The following is a 20,013-nucleotide window of genomic DNA, read 5'->3' on the forward strand; positions in this document are numbered from 1 at the left end:
TTCGACCCTAGGCAGAGCTCGATCGCCGCCCCATGTGGTCACCGCCCATAGTTCACTCGGAAGTCGTGGTCTCGAACCATGTGGGTTGGTCGGCGAGCGCCTGCTTGATGCGGAACAGCTGCCGCTCCTGCATCGGCGGCAGGGCGTCCAGCTCGAACCAGCCCACGGCGACGGACTCGTCGTCGTTGACGCGGGCCTCGCCCCCGACGGCCCGGCAGCGGAAGGTGACGTCCATGAACTGGCACTGGTCGCCGTTCGGGAACTCCACGGGCCTCCCCGCGCGCACCAGGACGACGCGCTCGGGGACGCAGTGCACGCCCGCCTCCTCGTAGACCTCCCGGACCGCGCAGTCGGCGGGCTGCTCGCCGGGGTCCGGGATGCCGCTGATCACGGTCCACTGACGGTTGTCGGCGCGCTGGCCCAGCAGGACCCGCCCCTCGTCGTCGAAGACGACGGCGCTGACGCCGGGAAGCCAGAGCAGGTGATGGCCGGCGGAGGCCCGTATCTCGGTGATGAAGTCAGGAATCGGCATGGCCCGACCCTAACCGGGCGGGCCGATCAGCTCGTCGTGTTCCGCCGGGCCCGCACGCCGACGCCGATCGCCCATCCCAGACCGCCCGCCGCGACGAGCACCAGGAGTACCTCGGGCGCGGTCCCGAGCTTGGTGGCCGGCGTCTCCGATGAGCGCAGCGGCACCTTCTGCACCAGGGAGTCCGCGACGAACATGCCGGTCTTCTGGGTGATCCTCCCGTCGGGCATGATGATCGCGCTGACCCCGCTGGTCACGGGCACCGTGACGGTCCGGCTGTGCTCCACCGCGCGGACGCGGGACATGGCGAGCTGCTGGTAGGTCATCTCGCTGCGGTCGAAGGTGGCGTTGTTGCTGGGCACGGAGATGAGCTGGGCGCCGTCGGTGACCTCGGAGCGGACGGCCCAGTCGAACGCGGCCTCGTAGCAGGTGACCAGGCCGACCTTGGCCCGGTCCATGTCGAAGACGCCCGGCTTGGTGCCCCGGCTGAAGTCCTGGCGGACCATCGACGTCCAGTCGCTGTTGATCGCTCCGATGAGGGAGCGCATCGGCAGGTATTCGCCGAACGGCTGGACCTGGCGCTTGTCGTAGGTCTGGGTGGGCCCCTTGACCGCGTCCCACAGGATCTGCTCGTTGTAGAGCTTTCCGTCGCGTTCGACGACTCCGCCGACCGAGACGGGAACGCCGATCGCCTTGGCCGCCCGGTCGATGACGACGGCGGCGTCGGCGTTGGCGAAGGGGTCGATGTCGGAGGAGTTCTCGGGCCACAGCACGAAGTCGGGCCGGGCCTTCTTGCCCGCCGCGACCTCGGCGGCCAGTCGCTCGGTCTCGCGCGCGTGGTAGTCGAGCACGGCCCGGCGCTGGGCGTTGAACTCCAGGCCGAGCCGGGGGACGTTGCCCTGGATGAGGGCGACCGTCGCGGTGCCGTCCTCGGCCTTGTCGCTGACCAGCGTGCGTGCGGCCACGGCCGCGACGACGGGGACGGCCATGCTGAGCAGGGCGACCGCGGCCGCCGACCGCCGCAGCTCGCCCGTGCGCCGCCGGTCCAGGACGAGACGCACGATCTCGTAGAGGCCGAACCCGCACAGGACGACCGCGAAGCCGAGCACCGGGGTGCCGCCGAGCGCGGCGAGGGGCAGGAAGACGCCGTCGGCCTGGCCGAAGGCGATCTTGCCCCAGGGGAAGCCGCCGAACGGCGCACGCGCGCGTGCCGCCTCGCCCGCGATCCAGAGCGCCGCCGCCCAGAGCGGCCAGGCCGGGAGCTTGGAGACGGCGGCGACGCCCACGCCGACCAAGGCGACGAAGACCGCCTCGATGGCCACCAGGGCGAGCCAGGGTCCGGGTCCGACCTCCACACCGGTCCACACCAGCAGCGGCAGCAGGAAACCGAGGCCGAAGAGGTAGCCCAGGCCGAAGGCCGCCTTCCAGCCGCGTCCGCGCAGTACCCAGCCGAGGACGGCGAAGGCCGGCAGCGCCAGCCACCACAGGGTGCGCGGCGGGAAGCTGACGTAGAGCAGCACTCCGGAGAGCGCCGCTGCGGCGGCCGGGACGAGACGCAGGAGCCGGGCGCCGCGCGTGGGGGGCGCGGTGGGAGGCTCCAGCTGGTCCGGCTGGCCCACGGAAGTTGCGGTGACGGTCACTCCGGGAGTGTACGGCGGGTCACCTTTCGGCCGACAGCGCGGTCTGAGGGGCGGACCGCCCGGCCCCGCGTCCTCGTCCGGCCTCGCATGCCGCGCTTCCCGTGCCCCCTCCGGCCTCCCGTCCGACCGCTCCCCGACCGCCGGGCGTGCGCTGGGCGCGCCGGGGCGGGTCGTACAACCCGGCGCAAGTCATCCACAAACCGCCCATCAGCCGTTACGGTGTGGCAGAGCTCCGGTCGCGCGCGAGCGGCCGGGGTCCGTCACGGTTCAGGTCCGTCACGGGTTTCAGGCTCACGGTCGGGGGGCGACCGGGTTCGGGGGCGGGGTGGGTTCCACAGGGACGACGTCTGCCGGGATGCCCGCGGACGGGGACAGACGAAACGTTGTGGACGCGGTGGGCGTGGGTGTCCTGGCGGGCTGCGCCGTCTGGTCCCTGGTCACCGCCGCCGTGCACGACGCACGCCCCGGTGTGCTGCTCGCGGTGCTGGCGCTGGCCGCCGGGTACGCGGCGGGGCGGATCCTCGGCGTGCTGATGCCGGTCGCCGCGCCGTGCGCCGCAGCGCTGGCCGGGCTCGCGCTGGCCGTGGCCCTGCCCCGGCTCGGCCCGGGGCCGGAGATCGTCGCGCCGCTGGGCCATGCCGGCGCCACCGCCGCGGTGCTGATCCTGTCGACGGGCGCCGCGTGCTGCGCCGCCTGGACGACGCCCATACCGGGGCTGCGGCTCGCGTTGTGGCTGCTCGCCGGGGGTGTGGCGATCACGGGCGCGCTGCTGGGGTCGACGGCGGCCGTGGTGGCCTGTTGCGCCGTGCTGCTGTGCTCGCCGGCCGCCGGCCGTGCGCCGCGCCGGGGACCGGCGCTCGTGGGTCTGGCGGTCGTCGCCGCCCTGGTGACCGGTTTGACCTGGGCGGTCGCCGGGAACGCACTGCCGGGGGGCCTCGCCGACGCCGTACGGGACCGGCTGACGCCGCGGCGGGTCGATCTGTGGCGGGACGCTCTGGGCATGGCCCACCGCGAGAGCGGCCTCGGCGTGGGTCCGGGGCGTTTCGGGGAGCTGAGCGAGGCGGCCGCCCGGTCGACGCCGTCCGACGGCAAGCCGCACTCGGCGCCGCTGCAACTGGCGGCGGAGCAGGGCGTCGTCGGTGTGCTGCTGCTCGCCGCGGTCTTCTGCTGGGTGCTGTTCGCCCTGTGGCGTGCGTCGCGCCCCACGCCGGTCGTCCTCACCGCGGGCGTCGCGCTCACCGCTCTCGCCGCCGTCGCCACGACCGGCAACGCGCTGAGCTTCACCACGGTGACGGTGGGAGCGGGACTGCTGGCCGGTCTGGCCACGGCCCGACCGCTCGCCGTGGAACCCCCGGCGTCCGGGGCGTCCGACGACGCTTCGTCGCGGTCCGCGCGTGACCTGTACGGCGGCCGCCCGGCCGCCTGAGGAGGGTCTGCCGCCTGAGGAGGGTCTGCCGCGCGCGGGCCTCAGTGCGCCGCGCCCGCGGCGCCCGTGCGCAGCCGGTCCCTGATGACGCGGACGGCCGATTCCGCGTCGTCCACGGTGATCGTGAACGTGTGTCCGTCCCAGAGCCGCAGCACCACTCCCTCGCCCCGGCGCACGACGACCGCGGTCCCCTTCTCCGGCCGCCAGCGATAGCCCCACCCTCCCCAGTGGCGCGGGGTGACGAGAGGGTCGAAGTCGGCGCCGGCGACATGCGCCAGCGGGATGCGGCGGCGGGGCAGGCCGATGTGGCCGCAGCGCACTTCGAGGCACTCCCCGTCGAGCTTGAGGTCGACGTGGACGAAGGCGAGGGTGCCGAAGAGGACCAGCAGACCGGCGGCGATGCAGCCGACGACGGACATGGCGAGGGGAGCGATGCCGGACGTCCACGCGGAGTCGACGGCGAGCTCGACGCCGAGCCCCGTACAGGCGGCTCCGACGAGGGCGAGCAGCCACTGGAAGCGGTTGGTGGCGCGGCCTGTCCAGACGTCGGGACGGGGCACGTCGCGATGCGGGACGTCGGGAAGCGGGGCGCTCTCGTCGTGGGGGTGGTCCCTCATATCCATGAGGTTACTCAGGTTTCGCTGCGCCGGTACCTCGTGGCGCAGAGTGACTGCTCCGCCCGGGCGGACCGCCCGGGCGGTCCGATCACCGGGCGGGGGCGACGGCCTGGAGCAGGCGGCCTTCGGCGTAGGCCAGGGCGGGCGCGGGGAGACCGCCGGGGCGGCCGCTGAGGATGACGGTCACGGCGCCGAGCGCCGTCGTCCCGGGCTCGGGGCGGGCGCCGATCCTGCGCAGGGCCTGCGCGGCCACGGCGTCGGCGGAGCCGTGCAGGACCGGCGCCGGACGGCCGGGACGGCGCACGGCGGCACGGATGCGGTCGGCGACCAGCTCGTAATGGGTGCAGCCCAGGACGACGGTCGTCACCTCGTCGGGGGTGAGGGCGGCCGCCGCGGCGACCGCGGCGTCGATCGCCGCCTCGTCCGCGTGCTCCACCGCCTCGGCGAGCCCCCAGCAGGGCACCTCGGCCACGGCGACGCCGTCGGCGAAGTCCTCGATCAGACCCCGCTGGTAGGGGCTGCCCGTGGTGGCGGGGGTGGCCCAGATGGCGACCGGTCCGCCGCCGGCCGCCGCGGGCTTGATCGCGGGGACGGTCCCGATCACCGGGACAGCGGGTTCGAGCAGGGCGCGCAGGGCCGGCAGGGCGTGCACGGTCGCCGTGTTGCAGCCGACGATGAGGGCGTCGGGCCGGTGGGCCGCGGCGGCCTCGGCGACGGCCACCGCCCGCTCGGTGAGATCCTGCGGGGTGCGCGGCCCCCAGGGCATGCCGTCGGGGTCGAGGGAGAGCACGAGATCGGCGTCGGGCCGCAGACGTCGTACCGCGGCGGTGGCCGCCAGCAGGCCGATTCCGGAGTCCATGAGCGCGATCTTCACCCGGCCACCATAGACGATGTGCCCGTGCGGCCCGGCCCGGTGGGGCAGACTGCGCGCGTGAGCACCGTCGTGTGGATCGCCGCCGTGTCCCTGGCCGCGTGGCTGTGGCTGTTGCTCTGTCAGGGCTTCTTCTGGCGTACGGATGTCAGGCTGCCCGCGCGCACGCCGCCGCGACGATGGCCCTCCGTCTGCGTGGTCGTGCCCGCTCGCGACGAGGCGGCCGTGCTGCCCGCCAGTCTGCCCACGCTGCTCGCGCAGGACTATCCGGGCCGCGCCGAGGTCTTCCTCGTCGACGACGGCAGCGGCGACGGAACCGCAGAACTGGCACGGACCCTCGCCCGGCGGCACGGCGGCCTCCCGCTGACCGTGGACTCGCCCGGCGAACCGCCCGCGGGCTGGACCGGGAAGCTGTGGGCGGTGCGTCATGGGATCGCGCTGGCACGCGCGCGTGAGCCCGAGTACCTCCTCCTCACGGACGCCGACATCGCGCACGCGCCCGACAGCCTGCGGGAGCTGGTGGCGGCGGCGGACACCGGGGGCTTCGACGTCGTCTCCCAGATGGCGCGGCTGCGGGTGGAGAGCCTGTGGGAGCGGCTGGTGGTACCGGCCTTCGTCTACTTCTTCGCGCAGCTCTACCCCTTCCGCCGGATCGGCCGGCAGGGATCGCGCACGGCGGCCGCGGCGGGCGGCTGCGTCCTGCTGCGCAGCGACGCGGCCGAGCGGGCGCGGATCCCCGACGCGATCCGGCACGCCGTCATCGACGACGTGGCGCTCGCCCGGACCGTGAAGGGCGGCGGCGGTCGCATCTGGCTGGGACTGGCCGACCGCGTGGACAGCGTGCGCCCGTACCCACGGCTGCACGACCTGTGGCGGATGGTCTCCCGCAGCGCCTACGCGCAACTGCGGCATCAGCCGCTGCTGCTGGCCGGCACGGTGCTCGGCCTCGCGCTGGTGTATCTGGCACCGCCGCTCACCCTGGGGTGGGGGCTCGCCGTCGGCAGTGCGCCGACCGCCGTGTGCGGCGGTCTGGCGTGGCTGGTCATGACGGGGACGTACCTGCCGATGCTCCGCTACCACCGGCAGCCGCTGTGGCTCGCTCCCCTGCTGCCGTTCACCGCGTTCCTCTACCTGCTGATGACGGTCGACTCCGCGGTGCAGCACTACCGGGGGCGCGGTGCGGCCTGGAAGGGCCGCACCTATGCCCGTCCGGACGCCGTCGCCGACGAGGGCTGACTCCTTCGCGGGCGCGCGGCCGGCGCTATTTGCGGCCCGGCGTCCAGTTCATGCCCCACCCGTAGGCGTGGTCGAGGGTCCGCTGCGGGCTCACGCCGCGCTCCGGCACGAGGTAGCGGGCCTCGCGCTGGACGACGAGGTCGCCGCCCTGGTTGGTGATGAGCGCGAGGGCGCAGACGGTGGAGGGGACCGTGCACTCGTCGAGCGAGAAGTCGACCGGTGCGCCGTACTGGGGTTGGAGCGTGACCGTGGCGTGCAGGTCGGCGAAGGAGCGGGCGCCCTCGTAGATGGTGACGAACACCAGGATGCGCCGGAAGTCGTTCCTGCGGTCGAGGTTGACGGTGAGGTTCTCGCCGCTCGACACCGCGCCCGTGCGGTCGTCGCCGTCGAGGTGGATGTACGGCGGCTGGTGCAGTGAGCCGAAGGAGTTGCCGAGGGCCTGGACGACGCCCTTGCGGCCGTCGGCGAGCTCGAACAGGGCGCACAGGTCGAGGTCGAGGTCGTTGTGCAGGGCGATTGCACGGCCGCGCTTGGCGCCCCACCCCGAGAACTGCTTGCGCACCTCCCAGTTGAGGTTGACGCGCAGGGCGCCGGAGGTGCCGCCCTGCTTGGTCAGCGACACCGAGGGGGCGGCCTTGGTGAGCGTCACCTTGGTCAGCCGTACCGGCGCGGCGGGCGGGACCGGCGGCGGAGGCGGGGCCTGGTGGACGGGCGGGGGGACCGTGGCCGGGAAGGCGGGCAGGGTCGGCGGCGGGGGAAAGGGCGGCGCGGCAGGAGAGGCCGGGGTGTGCGGCACGGGCGGGGCGGGCGTCGCGGACCGCTGCGGCTCGTCGACGGTGATGCCGAAGTCCGTGGCCAGTCCCTCGAGGCCGCTGCCGTACCCCTGGCCGACCGCCCGGAACTTCCAGGCGCCCTGGCGGCGGTAGAACTCGCCGAGCACGAAGGCCGTCTCGACCGTGGCGCCGGTGCTGTCGAAGCGTGCCACGACGGTGCCCTGCGCGGCGTCCCGCACCTCGATGTAGAGGTCGGGGACCTGGCCGAACGAGCCGCCGTCCGCCGAAGCGGCCACGACGACGGTCTCGACGGCGGGCTCCACGCGCGCGAGGTCGACGAGCAGGGTGTCGGTCGTCCGGCCGCCGACGTCGCGCTTGCCCTCGTGACGGACCGCGCCGGAGGAATGGGCGGGCTGGGTGTAGAAGACGAAGTCGGAGTCGGAACGGACTTTCCCGCCCACGAGCACCAGCGCCGACGCGTCCACGTCCGGAGAGCCCGGTCCCTGGCGCCAGCCCAGCTCGACCCGCAGTGCCGTGGTCGGCACCGGAGCATTGGAGCCCTTCGGCATGGACATGTACGCCCCCATCGTCAATCGGGCGCCGGGCGGCGCGCCGGCACTTCTCGGGTTGTCTACCCGTCAACCTATTGCGCGGGACGACGCACGCCCATCAGGAGCACGGGAACGGCCCCCGCCGACCGCGGGTAACCCGCTCGGAGCTCGGGCTTTACACGATCTACGACGTTTTTGCCGTCCTTTTTTGCCAAGTTCGCTCGCATTGGGGATCCAAGGCCACCGCCGACACGGAAATCAACCCTCTTATCGGTCTCCCCAACCAGCACATCGTGGGCTTAACTTATGTGCCATGACCTCCCCCCGCTCCACCTATGGCGGCGGCTACTACTCCGCCTCCTTCCCGGACACCCCGATCTACGACTCGCTCGTCGCCGAGCGGGGCACCCCGCAGATCGCCCCGATCCGGGTTCCCGCCGCGTACGACATGGGCGCGAGCCATCTGCCCGCGCTCCCCTCGGCACTGCCCGCCCTCCCGGCAGGGCCCTCCCAGGCCTCCTACGGCTCCTACGGCTATCCGCAGGCGCAGCAGCCCGCACCGCTGCAGCAGGCCCCGGCGGCGTACATCCCGCCGCAGGCCGGGCCGCCGCGCGGCTATCCGGGACCGCAGGCGCAGCAGCAGATGCGCCCCGCCGCCCCGGCCGGCTACGAGGCGATGCGTCCCGCCGCGCCCCGGCCGGCCACGCCCCAGTACCAGGACCCGTACAACAACCAGCAGTACCGGGGTTACTGAACCGTTCCGGGGTCGTCGCCGCCTGGCAGGATGACCTCATGGGGAATGCGGAACTGCTGTCGATACACGTCCATCCGGTCAAGGCGTTGCGGGGCCAGGCGCCCCGCGAGGCCGTCGTGGAGCCCTGGGGGCTGGCCGGAGACCGACGATGGGCGCTGATCGACGACGGGGGAAAGGTCGTCACCCAACGCCAGCAGCCGCACCTCGCCCTGGCCGCCGCCGAGCTCGTGCCCGGCGGCGGCGTTCGTCTGTCCGCGCCCGGTCTCGAACCGCTGACCGTGCCGGTGCCCGAGCCCGTCGACACGGTGTCCATGGAGATCTTCGGCGACAAGGTGGAGGCCGTGCTCGCCGACGCCGACGCGCACCGCTGGTGCAGCGCCCACGTCGGGGCCGACGTGCGTCTGGTGCACATGGACGACCCGGCGATCCGCAGGCCGGTCGATCCCGGGTACGCCCTGCCGGGCGAGACCGTCTCCTTCGCCGACGGCTATCCGCTGCTGGTCGTCTCGACCGCCTCCCTCGACGCTCTCAACGCCCTGATCGAACAGGGCGGGCATCCCGGTGAGGGACCCCTGCCGATGAACCGTTTCCGGCCCAACCTGGTCGTGGCGGGCACCGCTCCCTGGGCCGAGGACGACTGGTCGCGCCTGCTCGTGGGCGAGGTCGAGTTCCGGGTGGCCAAGCCCTGCGGACGATGTGTGGTGACCACCACCGACCAGGACACCGCGGATCGCGGCAAAGAGCCCCTGGCCACCCTGGGCCGGCACCGGCGCCTCGGCGGCAAGCTGGTCTTCGGACAGAACCTGGTCCCCCTCTCCCCCGGCACGGTCAGGGTCGGCGATCCGGTGCGCGTCGTCGCGTAGTCGCGGCGCCGGTCGTCGCGCAGTCGCGGCCCCGGTCGGCTGCCGGACGATCCGCGGGAACCACTGCGCGGCTCCGGAGCGTTGGGATGGCGTGGGAAGTCCATGAGAGGTCCCGGGCCCTGGTGATGTCGCTCTCTCGTTCACCGGGCTCGCACGTGAGCGGCTCCGAGGGGGGTCGTCACGGAGCGGGAAGGGGGTGCGCACGTGCGAGCGATCGGCGGAATCTGGCGCTGGCGGCACAACCCGCTGCGCCGCGGCACGGATCTGGCCGAGGCCTGGGTGGCGCTGTCCGCCCTGCTGCTGATCTGCCTCGTCGCGCCCGTGGTGGGCTCTCTCGTCGGCGGTGCGGCGCAGGGCGTCCTGCAGCGGTCGGTCCGCGAACAGCACGAGTCCCGCCACGAGGTGACGGCCATCGTGGTGCGCAAGGCGGCCGCCCCGCCGCTGGAGACGGACCCCGAGACGGTCACCGGCCGGGAGATACGCACCCGGGTCGTCGCGCGCTGGTCGGCTCCGGACGGCACCGCGGAGCAGGGCACCGTCCTGTCGGGCCTCAAGACGCCGCACAGCGGTGACCGCTTCGGGATGTGGACGGACGCGCACGGCCGTCCGGTGGCCCGCCCGCTGGACTCCGCCACCGCGACCACGCACGCCGTGCTGGCCGGTCTCGGCGCGGCCCTTCTCCTCGCGGGCGCCGTCGAGGGCGGCCGGCGAATGATCGTGTGGCGCATGGTCCGGCGCCGGTACGCCCGTTGGGACCAGGCCTGGGACCGGGCGGGCCCGGACTGGGGGCGCACCGGCGCCGGTAGTTGACGGCCTTCCGTCTCTGGTCAACCCACCACCCGCGCGCACGCTACGGTGGTCCGGCCGAACCATTCGGCATCAACCCGCGTACCACGAGGTGGGGGCACAGCAACGCCATGGCACAGGGCACGGTCCAGGTGACGCACACCGGCACATCGCGGTGGCGGCGCCGCACGGGTGAGTACGCATCGCTCGCCGCCGCCCTGGAGGCCGCGGCCGAGGGCGACGTCCTCACCATCGCTCCCGGCACCTACCGGGAGAACCTCGTCGTGCAGCGGTCGGTGACCCTGCGCGGCCCCGAGGGCTCCCCCGGCTCCGTGCGCCTGGCTCCCGCGGACGGCGTGCCGCTGACCGTGCGCGCCTCGGCGGTGCTCCAGGACCTGCACGTGGAGGGCCAGGACGCGGCGGCGCCCGCGGTGCTCGTCGAGGAGGGCGCCCCGGAACTGCTGGACCTGCGGATCGTCACGCGGTCCTCGGCCGGCATCGAGGTGCGCGGCGGCGCCCGGCCGACCGTCCGGCGGTGCACCGTCGACAACCCGGCCGGCATCGGCATCGCCGTGGTCGACGGCGGCGGCGGTGTCTTCGAGGAGTGCGAGATCGTCGCGGCCGGCCAGGCCGGCGTCGCCGTCCGCGGGGGCGCCCATCCCCGGCTGGAACGCTGCCGGGTGCACCACGCCTCGGGCGCGGGTCTCAGCGCGACCGGCGACAACTCGGCGCTGGAGGCGGTGGGCTGCGAGGTCTACGAGATCCGGGGAAGCGGCGTCCAGGTGGCCTCCCGGGCCACCGCGCACCTCACCGACTGCGATGTGCACCGCACGACCGCCGACGGCGTCACCCTCGACACGGACGCCGTGCTCACCCTGGCCGACTGCCGTATCCACGACATCCCGGAGAACGCGGTCGACCTGCGCTCGCGCTCCGTGCTGACGCTGACCCGCACGACGGTGCGTCAGTTCGGCCGCAACGGGCTGTCGGTGTGGGATCCGGGCACACGCGTGGACGCCAACCAGTGCGAGATCTTCGACAGCACCGGCGACTACCCGGCCGTCTGGGTCAGCGACGGCGCCACCGCCGTGCTGGAGTCCTGCCGGGTGCACGACGTGCCGGACGCCCTGTTCGTCCTCGACCGCGGCTCACGCGCGGACGTCGTCGACAGCGACCTCTTCCAGGTGCGCAACACGGCCGTTTCGGTGAGCGACGGAGCGACGGCCCAGCTCGACGACTGCCGGATCCGCGACGCGGCGACGGGCGCGTGGTTCCGCGACCACGGCAGCGGCGGCACCCTCGCCGACTGCACGGTGGACGCCACGCAGACCGGCGTGATCGTCACCAAGGGCGCGGACCCCACCGTGGAGCGCTGCACGGTCGACTCCCCCGCCGAGGCCGGGTTCTATGTGTCGGCCGGCGGCCGGGGCAGCTTCCTGAACTGCCGGGTGACCAACAGCGGGGGCTACGGCTTCCACGTGATAGACGGCAGTCGTACGACGCTGCGCAAGTGCCGTACGGAGCGCTGCGCCCGCGGCGGGTACGAGTTCGCGGACGCCGGGGCGGACGCCGCGTCCGGTTCCGGGCCGGTGGTCGAGGACTGCACCAGCGACGAGAGCGCGGGTGTGCGCGCACCGGGCCTCCCGGCGCCGGAGACGGCCGTGCAGACGACCGCGCAGTCGCCGGGGCTGCTCGGCATGATCCCCGGGCAGCGCGTCACCGCGCCGGAGCCGCAAGCGCCCGAGGGCGAGCCGGGAACGCCGGTGCGGAGCTCCAAGGACGTGCTCGGCGAACTGGACACCCTGGTGGGCCTGGAGAGCGTCAAGCGCGAGGTGCGCGCCCTCATCGACATGATCGAGGTGGGTCGGCGCCGTCAGCAGGCGGGGCTCAAGGCCGCGTCCGTCAAGCGGCATCTGGTCTTCACGGGTTCCCCCGGAACCGGCAAGACGACGGTCGCGCGTCTCTACGGCGAGATCCTCGCCGCCCTCGACGTCCTGGAGAAGGGCCACCTGGTCGAGGTGTCCCGCGTCGACCTGGTCGGCGAGCACATCGGCTCCACGGCGATCCGCACCCAGGAGGCCTTCCAACGGGCCCACGGCGGGGTGCTGTTCATCGACGAGGCGTACGCGCTGTCGCCGGAGGACGCCGGCCGGGACTTCGGCAAGGAGGCCATCGACACCCTCGTCAAGCTGATGGAGGACCACCGGGACTCGGTCGTCGTGATCGTGGCGGGCTACACGGCGGAGATGGAGCGGTTTTTTTCGGTCAACCCCGGTGTGGCGTCCCGTTTCTCACGGACCATCACCTTCGGCGACTACGGCCCCGGCGAACTGCTGCGGATCGTGGAACAGCAGGCCGAGGAGCACGAGTACCGGCTCGGCCCCAGCACCTCGGACGCGCTGCTGAAGTACTTCACGGAGCTCCCCAAGGGTCCCGCCTTCGGCAATGGACGCACCGCCCGCCAGACCTTCGAGGCGATGGTGGAACGGCACGCGAGCCGGGTCGCGCAGGTCAAGGAGCCGACCAAGGACGACCTGACGCTGCTCTACGCGGAGGACCTGCCGCGGCTGCCCTGACCGGCGCGCGCTCCCCCTCACGTGCGCTGCACGGGAACCTGGGACCGCAACCGCCCCAGCAGCAGCTCGCGTTCCTCCGCGAACGCCGGGTCCGCCTGGTAGTCGGAGTGGCCGAGGACGGGGGCGGGCAACGGGTGTTCCGCGTCCCGGCCGTAGGCCAGCGGGTCCGTCAGCGGCGGACGGTCGACCTGCGGGCCGCAGTGTTCGCCGGACAGCCGGACCGGGCCGCCGATGGGGTCGGTGAGCCGGTGGAGGTTGCGCCAGCAGGCGATGTCCTCGTGCAGCGCGGCGAGCGCCGCGGGGCCGAAGTGAGCCGGGAACCAGCGGCCGTAGAGGCGCTCGATCGGGGAGCCGTAGGTGAGCAGGGCGACCCGTTTGCGGTCGGAGGGTTTGAGCTGCCAGGCCGCGGCGGCCGCCAGGACACTGCCCTGGGAGTGGCCGGAGATGACCAGGCGGCCGCCGGTGGCGCGCGTCCAGGTGGCCACCCGCCAGGTCAGGTCGGGCACCGCGCGCTCGGCGTAGCAGGGCGGGGCGAACGGGTGGGCGGCGCGCGGCCAGAAGGTGCCGACGTCCCAGAGGATGCCGATGGTGCGCCGCGCCGAGGCGTCCTTGTAGGCGCGCCGGCCCCAGGTGACGAAGAGGACGAAGCCGAGGCCGATGAGCCAGGAGCCGAGCGCCTGTGCGGTCTGCGCGGCGCCGTGCACGAAGGGCTGCGCCGACTCGGCGGCCCGGGCCGGTGTCCTTCCGGTGCCGAGGGCGGCGACGACGGCTCCCGCGCCGAGCAGCAGCGTCGCGGTGGAGACGACGGCGACGAGGAGCGGGCCGCGGTCGGTGAGGGCGGCCATCGCCCGGGCCCGGGCGATACGGCGGGTGCGCGCGGGGTCGCCGTGCTCCACCCCGTACTCCTGGAGCACCTTGGCCTGCTCCGCCCGGGCCAGCAGCCAGGTCTGACGGCCGAGGAGTCCGCACAGCACCAGCAGGACGACGAGCAGCACGGGGATCACGGACGCCTGCCAGGTCAGCACCACCGGGGGTCCGTCGAGGCCGGTGCCGGTGCCGTCCAGCCAGTCCGACACACGCTGTGCGACTCCGCCGGACATCACCCCGGCCAGCGCGCAGGCCAGCATCGCGACGGCGGGGCCGGCCAGCCCGTGCAGCGCGCAGCGCTCCAGCCAGGCGACGGCGCTCCCCTCGGGCCGTCCCGCATCGGGATGCCCCGCCTCGGGTCGCCCCGTCGTGCCGAGGCCGGGCGGGCCCGGGTCGGCGGGCTCGGACGCCGCGGGCGGGCCGCCTGCCGCCGCACCCGCCTCACGTGACACCGGGGCCTCTCGCAGAACGACGGCGAGCGGACCGGGGTCGCGCGACACGGACACCCCGCGCAGGCCGACGCCGGTCCCTCCCGGGGCGTCCGGAGCCGAAGCAAGCGATCCGGGCGTGGCCGTCGGACCGCGGCGCGCCGTGGCCGGGCGTTCCCGTGGGCAGCGGTGCAGGAGGCGGGCGACGACCGCGAGGGCGACGACCAGCGCCCCCTGCGCGAGCGCGAGCGCGCCGAAGGCCGCGTCGCCCGGCAGGCGGCCGTCGGAGTGCCAGCCGGGGCGCTCCCAGCCGGCGTACGCCAGCGTGAGGACCAGGAGGACGAGGGCGGCCGACGGCAGCAGGTGCACGAGGTGGGCGTCGAGACGGCGGTCCAGCCGGTGTTCGCTGCGGCCCCGGCGGCACACCACCCACACCGTGGCCAGCGCGCCCGCGGCCAGGGAGGCGGCCAGCAGCCGGCCCAGGACGTCGAGGAGGGCCGGGCCGCCGGTTCCGCGGTCCTGGCGCACGGCCGCGGAGCCGACCGCGGCGGCCACCGTCAGCAGGCCGGCCGCGGTGTGCGCCGCGCGCAGCCGGGCCACCAGACGGCGCCCGTACCAGAAGCCCGGCCGGCTGAGTGCGGTGTGTCCGGGGCCGTTCTCCGCTTCGGGCGTGCGGTCGAGGGGTTCCTGGGACTCGTACGCCCGCCAGGTGCGATGGGAGAGGTACCAGAGGAGGCCGACGAGGGCGGCGGGGACCAGGGCCGCGAGGGCCAGTCGGCGTCCCGGCTCGCTCCACCAGCCGTCGTTCGAGGCCGCCGGCGACAGAAAGCCCAGCCAGGAGTGGCGGCGCGCGCACGCGGGCGTGCCCGCGCACTGCCAGGCGGTCAGGTCGAGGGCGACCTCGCAGGCCGCGGCGACGAGCAGCACCGTCAGGCTCAGCGCCGCCAGCCGCACCAGCAGGCCGTACAGGCGCACCGCGCGGATGCGTTCGCGCGCGGCGGGGCGCATCCAGTGGGCGAGGTTGACGACCATGAACGGCAGCAGCAACAGCCACAGCGCACGGGTGCCGTTGCCGGAGGTGAGGTTGGACCAGACGTAGGCCTCGGGGACGGGGGCGTCGCGGCGGCGGTCGTCGGCGGGGCCGGTGTCCGCGGTGACGTCGTCGGCTCGCCGGTAGACGGCCGCCGTGTCGTCACCGGTGATCCGCACGGTGCGCGGATCGTTCAGCATCTTCTCGGGCGTGGCGCCGCCCACGCCGTGGACCAGGAGTTCCAGGGCGGCTCCGCCTGTACCGGCACGTTTCACTGTTGGCACTTCCCCCGTGACACGCCGTCGACATGTGTCCGTGCGGGCATAAGGATCGCCGCTCGGGGCGCGTGATACACCTCCCGTCACGGAATCTCCCCGGAGCGGGCGACGGACGCGCGCGGACGGAGGGGGAACACCGTGGGTGACATGACCGCGACGGGGTGGTGGCATGTCCCTCGGCAGGCCGTGCGAGGATGGGACGCCCGCACACCGGCGCCTGCCGTCACGGCCTCGTCGGAGCAGGTGAGCGGGCTTGTCGGACGGTACGAGGGAAAGGACCGGAGCGTACGTGAGTGAGAATCAGAACCTCCTCGCGGAGCAGCGCCGCGCCCTCATCCTGGACGAGGTCCGTCGTCGTGGCGGTGTCCGGGTCAACGAGCTGACCCGCAAGCTCGGCGTGTCGGACATGACGGTGCGCCGCGATCTGGACGCGCTGGCGCGTCAGGGCGTGCTGGAGAAGGTGCACGGCGGCGCGGTGCCCGTCATGGAGGCGAGTACGCACGAGCCGGGCTTCGAGGCGAAGTCCGGCCTGGAGCTGACCGCGAAGGAGGACATCGCGAAGGCCGCGGCGCAGCTCGTCACCCCGGGCAGCGCGATCGCGCTGTCGGGCGGTACGACGACCTACGCGCTGGCGCACCATCTGGTGGACCTGCCGGACCTGACGGTGGTCACCAACTCGGTGCGGGTGGCGGACGTCTTCCACATGGCGCAGCGCACCTCCGGCCCGCGGCAGGGCGCGGCCACGGTCGTGCTGACCGGCGGGGTGCGCACCCCGTCGGACTCGCTGGTGGGTCCGGTGGCCGACCAGGCCATCGCGGCGCTCCACTTCGACGTGCTGTTCCTCGGCGTGCACGGCATATCGGCGGAGGCCGGGCTGTCGACGCCGAACCTGGCGGAGGCCGAGACCAACCGGCGTCTGGTGCAGTCGGCGCGGCGGGTCGTGGTGGTCGCGGACCACACCAAGTGGGGTGTGGTGGGGCTGAGTTCGTTCGCCGCGCTGGAACAGGTGGACACCCTGGTGACGGACGCGGGGCTGCCGGGCGCGGCGCGCGCGGAGATCTCCGAGCACCTGCGGCGTCTGGTCGTCGCGGGCGAGCCCGACGAGGATGCAGACATCTGACGGAGCTGCGGCTAGGGTGACCCACCCGTCGACCGAGGGGGTTCGTGCCGCCATGGCCCGTCGTCTGCGCCCGGAAGGGCTCGACTTCGTCGATATCGCTCCCGTGCGCATGGTCTTCGCCCGGGAGGTCTCGGCTCCCCCGGAGCGGGTCTACCGGGCCCTCGCGGACGACGTCGCGGGCTGGTCCGAATGGTTCCCGGCCGTGACCGCCGTCCAGCCGCTGGACGGCGGCGGGGGGCGCGACGTCCGTCTGTGGGGCGGCACCCGGTTCCGGGAGACGGTCCTCGCGGCGAAGCCTTCGGAACTGTACGCCTACCGCGTGGACGCCACCGGCGTGCCGGGGGTGCGGGCGCTCGTCGAGGAGTGGCGGCTGACGCCCGCGGACGGCGGCACCCGGGTGCGGTGGACCTTCGCGACGGATGGAACGGCCGTGTTCCGGGGCGTGGTGCGACTGGCGCGGCCCGGTCTGGGGCGGTCCTTCCGGGAAGCCGTCGCCGCCCTGGACCGGCGGCTCGCCCGGTGAGGACCGGCCGGGTCGTCACGGGCCGGACGTCACCGCGGCCATACGCCGGTGGCCAGCAGTGACTCGATCGCGGCCGTGTAGGGGGCGATGTCCAGGCCCTGCTCGGCGAGCCAGGCGTCGGAGTAGTACTTGTCGAGATAGCGGTCGCCCGGGTCGCACAGCAGGGTGACCACGCTGCCCTGGCGGCCGTCCGCCACCATCTCGGCGACGATCTTGAGCGCGCTCCACAGCCCGGTGCCCGTGGAGCCGCCCGCCTTGCGGCCGATGGCCTGTTCCAGCGCGCGCACGGCGGCGACGCTGGCCGCGTCGGGAACCTTCATCATCCGGTCGACGGCCCCGGGCACGAAGCTCGGTTCCATGCGCGGCCGGCCGATGCCCTCGATGCGCGAGCCGCAGTCGCAGGTGACGTCCGGATCGCCGGTGGTCCAGCCCTCGAAGAAGCACGAGTTCTCCGGGTCGGCGACGCAGACGCGGGTGTCGCGCTGCGTGTAGTGGATGAAACGCGCGAGGGTCGCGGAGGTACCGCCGGTGCCGGCCGTGGCGACGATCCACGCGGGTTCCGGAAAGCGCTCCAACTCCAGCTGGCGGAAGATGGATTCGGCGATGTTGTTGTTCCCGCGCCAGTCCGTGGCCCGCTCGGCGTAGGTGAACTGGTCCATGTAGTGGCCGCCGCCGTCCGCCGCGAGGCGGGCCGACTCCTCGTACAGGGTGCGTGAGTCGTCGACGAAGTGGCACCGGCCGCCGTGGAACTCGATCAGGCGGATCTTCTCGGCGCTCGTCGTACGCGGCATGACGGCGATGAAGGGCACGCCGATCAGCTTGGCGAAGTAGGCCTCGGACACGGCCGTCGAGCCGCTGGACGCCTCGATCACCGGGCGGTCCGGCCGGATCCAGCCGTTGCACAGACCGTAGAGGAAGAGGGAGCGGGCGAGGCGGTGCTTGAGGCTCCCGGTGGGGTGGGTCGACTCGTCCTTGAGATAGAGGTCGATGCCCCACCGCTCGGGCAGCGGGAAGCGCAGCAGATGCGTGTCGGCCGAGCGGTTGGCGTCCGCCTGGACCTTGCGGACGGCCTCTTTCAGCCAGTCGCGGTAGGCGGTGTCACTGCGGTCGACATCGAGGGTGGCGCCGGTCCTGGCGGGCGGGGAGGTGGTCACGGCGGGGCTCCTTCAGGCTTCGCGCCGACGGGGGTCCGCGCGGCCGACGTATCGATCATAAACACCTTCCGCACGCTTCTCACCTGCATAAACACACCTTTGACGTCCTCAAAGCCGGCCCTGGGGAGCGGTCGGGGGCGGGTAGGGGGGCGCATTCGCGCGAGTGCTCCGGCCGGCGCGCCGGGAGTGCTGCACGCACTGGTGCTCGACGCCGGGCGCGGGCAGACTGCACCGGGCGGGGCGAAGGCCCCGGACGGGGTGAGAGCCCCGGCCCGGAGCCGGGTACCGGTCGGGGGCGCACACCGGATCAGAGGAGAGAGATCGATCGCGAGGGGGCGGGAAAGCATGGCGGAGCCGGAGTTCACGGCTACGGGCGTGCGTATCGGCAAGCGGCTGCGTTCGCTCACCCGGGCCGGCCAGGTCCGGATCAACGAGGGCCGGCTTGAGCTGCTGACCAGCTACGGCAGCGAGATCGACAGTGCGCCCGTGCAGGCGGTCCGGGCCTCCCGGCCCTGGTTCGCCTCGGAGGACCGGGCACTGGCCGACCTCAACGGCGAGCGGTACCTGCTGACCCTCGGCGACCACGATCCGGCGCCGGGCGAGCCCGGACCGCCGGCGGCGCGCCGCTTCATCGAGGCCGTGCGCAGGGCGGCGGGGCGCGGCGGCTGAGCCCGCGCGGAATCGGACGATGACCCGGCGATCGGGCCACCGCGAGTTGCGGTGCGCCATCCGCTGCGTCACTCTGATCTCACGTCACTCTGGGTGTACCGGCGATAACGCTGCGAACCAGCCCGCCGGCCATGACAGCAGGCGGCCGCCTTGCGCAGACGCCCTGCTCGATCCGAACTCCGTGTTCTTCCGGACCTCAGTCGGGGAGTCGCAGCCGTGATCACCAACCCAAGCAGGCACTGCATGGTGGAGCTTCAGGCCCTGCCGTCGCGGATCGGCCAGGTCCGCAGAATCGTATCGGCGCAATTGCGTTACTGGCATATGGACCCGTTGATAGACCGGGCCGCGCTCGGTGTGACGGAGCTGCTGACCAACGTCCACCTGCACGCCCAGCCCGACAAGACGTGTGTCGTGGAGATGGAGCTGCTGCTGGACCGGCTCACCGTCTCCGTGCGGGACCGCGACCCGCGGCTGCCGGTCGTGGGGTCCGTCGACCACGAGGCTCTCGCCACCTGTGGGCGCGGCCTGGCGATGGTGGCCGCGGTCAGTGAGAGCTGGGGCGCCCGGCCGGACGGCGAGTCCGGCAAGGTCGTGTGGTTCACGCTCCCGGCGCCCTCCGCCACGCGCGATCTGTCGGCGCGGCCGACCCGGCGCACCCCCAGGGAGCAGACCGCGCCCCTGTTCGCGGAGGTCGTCTCCGTCGACGACCTGGTGCCCGCACACGCTCCCGCCCGGTCGGCCGTCGTCGGCTGACCGGGCGGTGAAACCCCTGGGACGTGCGCCCGGTGGACCTGCCTCCACGGAGCGGCCGCCGGGCGCACGTCGTTCCGCGGGGGTACGGGACGTCCCGGCGCACACGGCGCCTCGCGGCGGGGCACCGCGTCCGGGCGCACCGTCCTAGCGGCGGGGCCGGCCGAACTGTTCGTCCAGGACGGACTCCCGGCGCCAGTACTCGTCCTCGTCGATCTCGCCGGAGGCGAAGCGCCGGCCGAGGACGGCGAGCGGGGAGTCGCCCGCGGGGCGATCCACGGGGCCCCAGGGGCCGCGACGGCCTCGCCCGACCGTGCGGCGCACAAGGGTGACCACGCCGACGGCGACGGCCGCCCAGATCAGCGGAAGGAACAGGATCCAGGGGCCGGGTCCGCCGCCGCCCCAGTTCGCCAGGGTGTTCATCTCGGGTCATCTCCTCGGTGAGGTCCTCGTCCACTGCGGTGTTTCGAGGGTCGCGCCGGGAGGGAGCCCCGGTCGTCGTACCGCCAGCGGCAGTTCATGTACCTCCTGGGGAGTACACCTTCTGTAACTACCAGTATGTACAGTGGCGT

General features: G+C 73.6%; 18 protein-coding genes. 10 read left to right on the top strand and 8 right to left on the bottom strand.

Translation table 11 applies throughout. The annotated features are described in order from the left end of the window. Positions 1–52 precede the first annotated feature (52 nt). Both Sri02f_RS08735 and lnt read right to left on the bottom strand, forming a co-directional pair. On the bottom strand, positions 53–532 hold the full coding sequence (locus Sri02f_RS08735; protein WP_109000529.1) for an NUDIX hydrolase: 480 nt from the start codon (positions 530–532) through the stop codon (positions 53–55). A gap of 26 nt (positions 533–558) precedes the next feature. Beyond that, a complete protein-coding gene (gene lnt, locus Sri02f_RS08740; RefSeq protein WP_109000530.1) occupies positions 559–2,169 on the bottom strand; it encodes an apolipoprotein N-acyltransferase in 1,611 nt (536 codons plus the stop codon). Between the two features lie 355 nt (positions 2,170–2,524). On the opposite strand from lnt, the gene Sri02f_RS08745 reads away from it, so the two are divergent. Further along, positions 2,525–3,595 carry an O-antigen ligase family protein gene (locus tag Sri02f_RS08745; RefSeq protein ID WP_109000531.1) on the top strand — a complete coding sequence of 357 codons (1,071 nt, stop codon included), beginning with the start codon at positions 2,525–2,527 and terminating at the stop codon, positions 3,593–3,595. Positions 3,596–3,636: 41 nt separating this feature from the next. Here Sri02f_RS08745 and Sri02f_RS08750 read toward each other — a convergent pair whose 3' ends face one another. Continuing rightward, complete coding sequence (locus Sri02f_RS08750; RefSeq protein ID WP_109000532.1) at positions 3,637–4,212, bottom strand: hypothetical protein; 576 nt, start codon at positions 4,210–4,212, stop codon at positions 3,637–3,639. Between the two features lie 88 nt (positions 4,213–4,300). Then, complete coding sequence (locus Sri02f_RS08755) at positions 4,301–5,086, bottom strand: glutamate racemase (protein ID WP_174855612.1); 786 nt, start codon at positions 5,084–5,086, stop codon at positions 4,301–4,303. 69 nt (positions 5,087–5,155) lie between these two features. On the opposite strand from Sri02f_RS08755, the gene Sri02f_RS08760 reads away from it, so the two are divergent. Then, positions 5,156–6,319 (top strand): glycosyltransferase, encoded by a 1,164-nt coding sequence (locus Sri02f_RS08760; RefSeq protein WP_174855627.1) that lies wholly within the window; start codon positions 5,156–5,158, stop codon positions 6,317–6,319. Between the two features lie 25 nt (positions 6,320–6,344). Here Sri02f_RS08760 and Sri02f_RS08765 read toward each other — a convergent pair whose 3' ends face one another. Beyond that, positions 6,345–7,667 carry a TerD family protein gene (locus tag Sri02f_RS08765; protein WP_507772815.1) on the bottom strand — a complete coding sequence of 441 codons (1,323 nt, stop codon included), beginning with the start codon at positions 7,665–7,667 and terminating at the stop codon, positions 6,345–6,347. Positions 7,668–7,956: 289 nt separating this feature from the next. Between Sri02f_RS08765 and Sri02f_RS08770 the strand changes: the two genes are divergently transcribed. The 4 genes from Sri02f_RS08770 (at position 7,957) to Sri02f_RS08785 (ending at position 12,622) form a co-directional block, all read left to right on the top strand. After that, positions 7,957–8,397 carry a DUF6643 family protein gene (locus tag Sri02f_RS08770; protein ID WP_109000534.1) on the top strand — a complete coding sequence of 147 codons (441 nt, stop codon included), beginning with the start codon at positions 7,957–7,959 and terminating at the stop codon, positions 8,395–8,397. Between the two features lie 38 nt (positions 8,398–8,435). Further along, positions 8,436–9,260: an MOSC domain-containing protein gene (locus Sri02f_RS08775; protein WP_109000535.1), complete on the top strand. Its 825-nt coding sequence runs from the start codon at positions 8,436–8,438 to the stop codon at positions 9,258–9,260. Between the two features lie 204 nt (positions 9,261–9,464). Further along, positions 9,465–10,070, top strand: a complete 606-nt coding sequence (locus Sri02f_RS08780; RefSeq protein WP_109000536.1) for an Rv1733c family protein — start codon at positions 9,465–9,467, stop codon at positions 10,068–10,070. A 107-nt stretch (positions 10,071–10,177) separates the two neighbouring features. Beyond that, positions 10,178–12,622 (top strand): right-handed parallel beta-helix repeat-containing protein, encoded by a 2,445-nt coding sequence (locus Sri02f_RS08785; RefSeq protein ID WP_109000537.1) that lies wholly within the window; start codon positions 10,178–10,180, stop codon positions 12,620–12,622. A gap of 17 nt (positions 12,623–12,639) precedes the next feature. Here the strand turns inward: Sri02f_RS08785 and Sri02f_RS42635 are convergent, their stop codons facing one another. Continuing rightward, positions 12,640–15,147, bottom strand: a complete 2,508-nt coding sequence (locus Sri02f_RS42635) for an alpha/beta hydrolase family protein (protein ID WP_245970595.1) — start codon at positions 15,145–15,147, stop codon at positions 12,640–12,642. A gap of 367 nt (positions 15,148–15,514) precedes the next feature. On the opposite strand from Sri02f_RS42635, the gene Sri02f_RS08800 reads away from it, so the two are divergent. Further along, on the top strand, positions 15,515–16,345 hold the full coding sequence (locus Sri02f_RS08800) for a DeoR/GlpR family DNA-binding transcription regulator (protein ID WP_069771991.1): 831 nt from the start codon (positions 15,515–15,517) through the stop codon (positions 16,343–16,345). 52 nt (positions 16,346–16,397) lie between these two features. Then, entirely contained in the window at positions 16,398–16,868 is a 471-nt protein-coding gene (locus tag Sri02f_RS08805) for an SRPBCC family protein (protein ID WP_109000538.1), read from the top strand. A gap of 29 nt (positions 16,869–16,897) precedes the next feature. On the opposite strand, the gene cds1 is transcribed toward Sri02f_RS08805, so the two are convergent. Continuing rightward, positions 16,898–18,022: an L-cysteine desulfhydrase Cds1 gene (cds1, locus tag Sri02f_RS08810; protein ID WP_109000539.1), complete on the bottom strand. Its 1,125-nt coding sequence runs from the start codon at positions 18,020–18,022 to the stop codon at positions 16,898–16,900. Positions 18,023–18,367: 345 nt separating this feature from the next. On the opposite strand from cds1, the gene Sri02f_RS08815 reads away from it, so the two are divergent. Both Sri02f_RS08815 and Sri02f_RS08820 read left to right on the top strand, forming a co-directional pair. Beyond that, positions 18,368–18,691: a hypothetical protein gene (locus Sri02f_RS08815; RefSeq protein ID WP_109000540.1), complete on the top strand. Its 324-nt coding sequence runs from the start codon at positions 18,368–18,370 to the stop codon at positions 18,689–18,691. Positions 18,692–18,907: 216 nt separating this feature from the next. Continuing rightward, a complete protein-coding gene (locus Sri02f_RS08820) occupies positions 18,908–19,444 on the top strand; it encodes an ATP-binding protein (protein ID WP_174855613.1) in 537 nt (178 codons plus the stop codon). A gap of 144 nt (positions 19,445–19,588) precedes the next feature. Here the strand turns inward: Sri02f_RS08820 and Sri02f_RS08825 are convergent, their stop codons facing one another. Continuing rightward, positions 19,589–19,864, bottom strand: a complete 276-nt coding sequence (locus Sri02f_RS08825; protein ID WP_109000541.1) for an SHOCT domain-containing protein — start codon at positions 19,862–19,864, stop codon at positions 19,589–19,591. Between the last annotated feature and the right edge of the window lie 149 nt (positions 19,865–20,013).

Origin of the sequence: Streptomyces rishiriensis, assembly GCF_003112535.1 — a bacterium.
Taxonomy (GTDB): Bacteria; Actinomycetota; Actinomycetes; order Streptomycetales; family Streptomycetaceae; genus Streptomyces; species Streptomyces rishiriensis.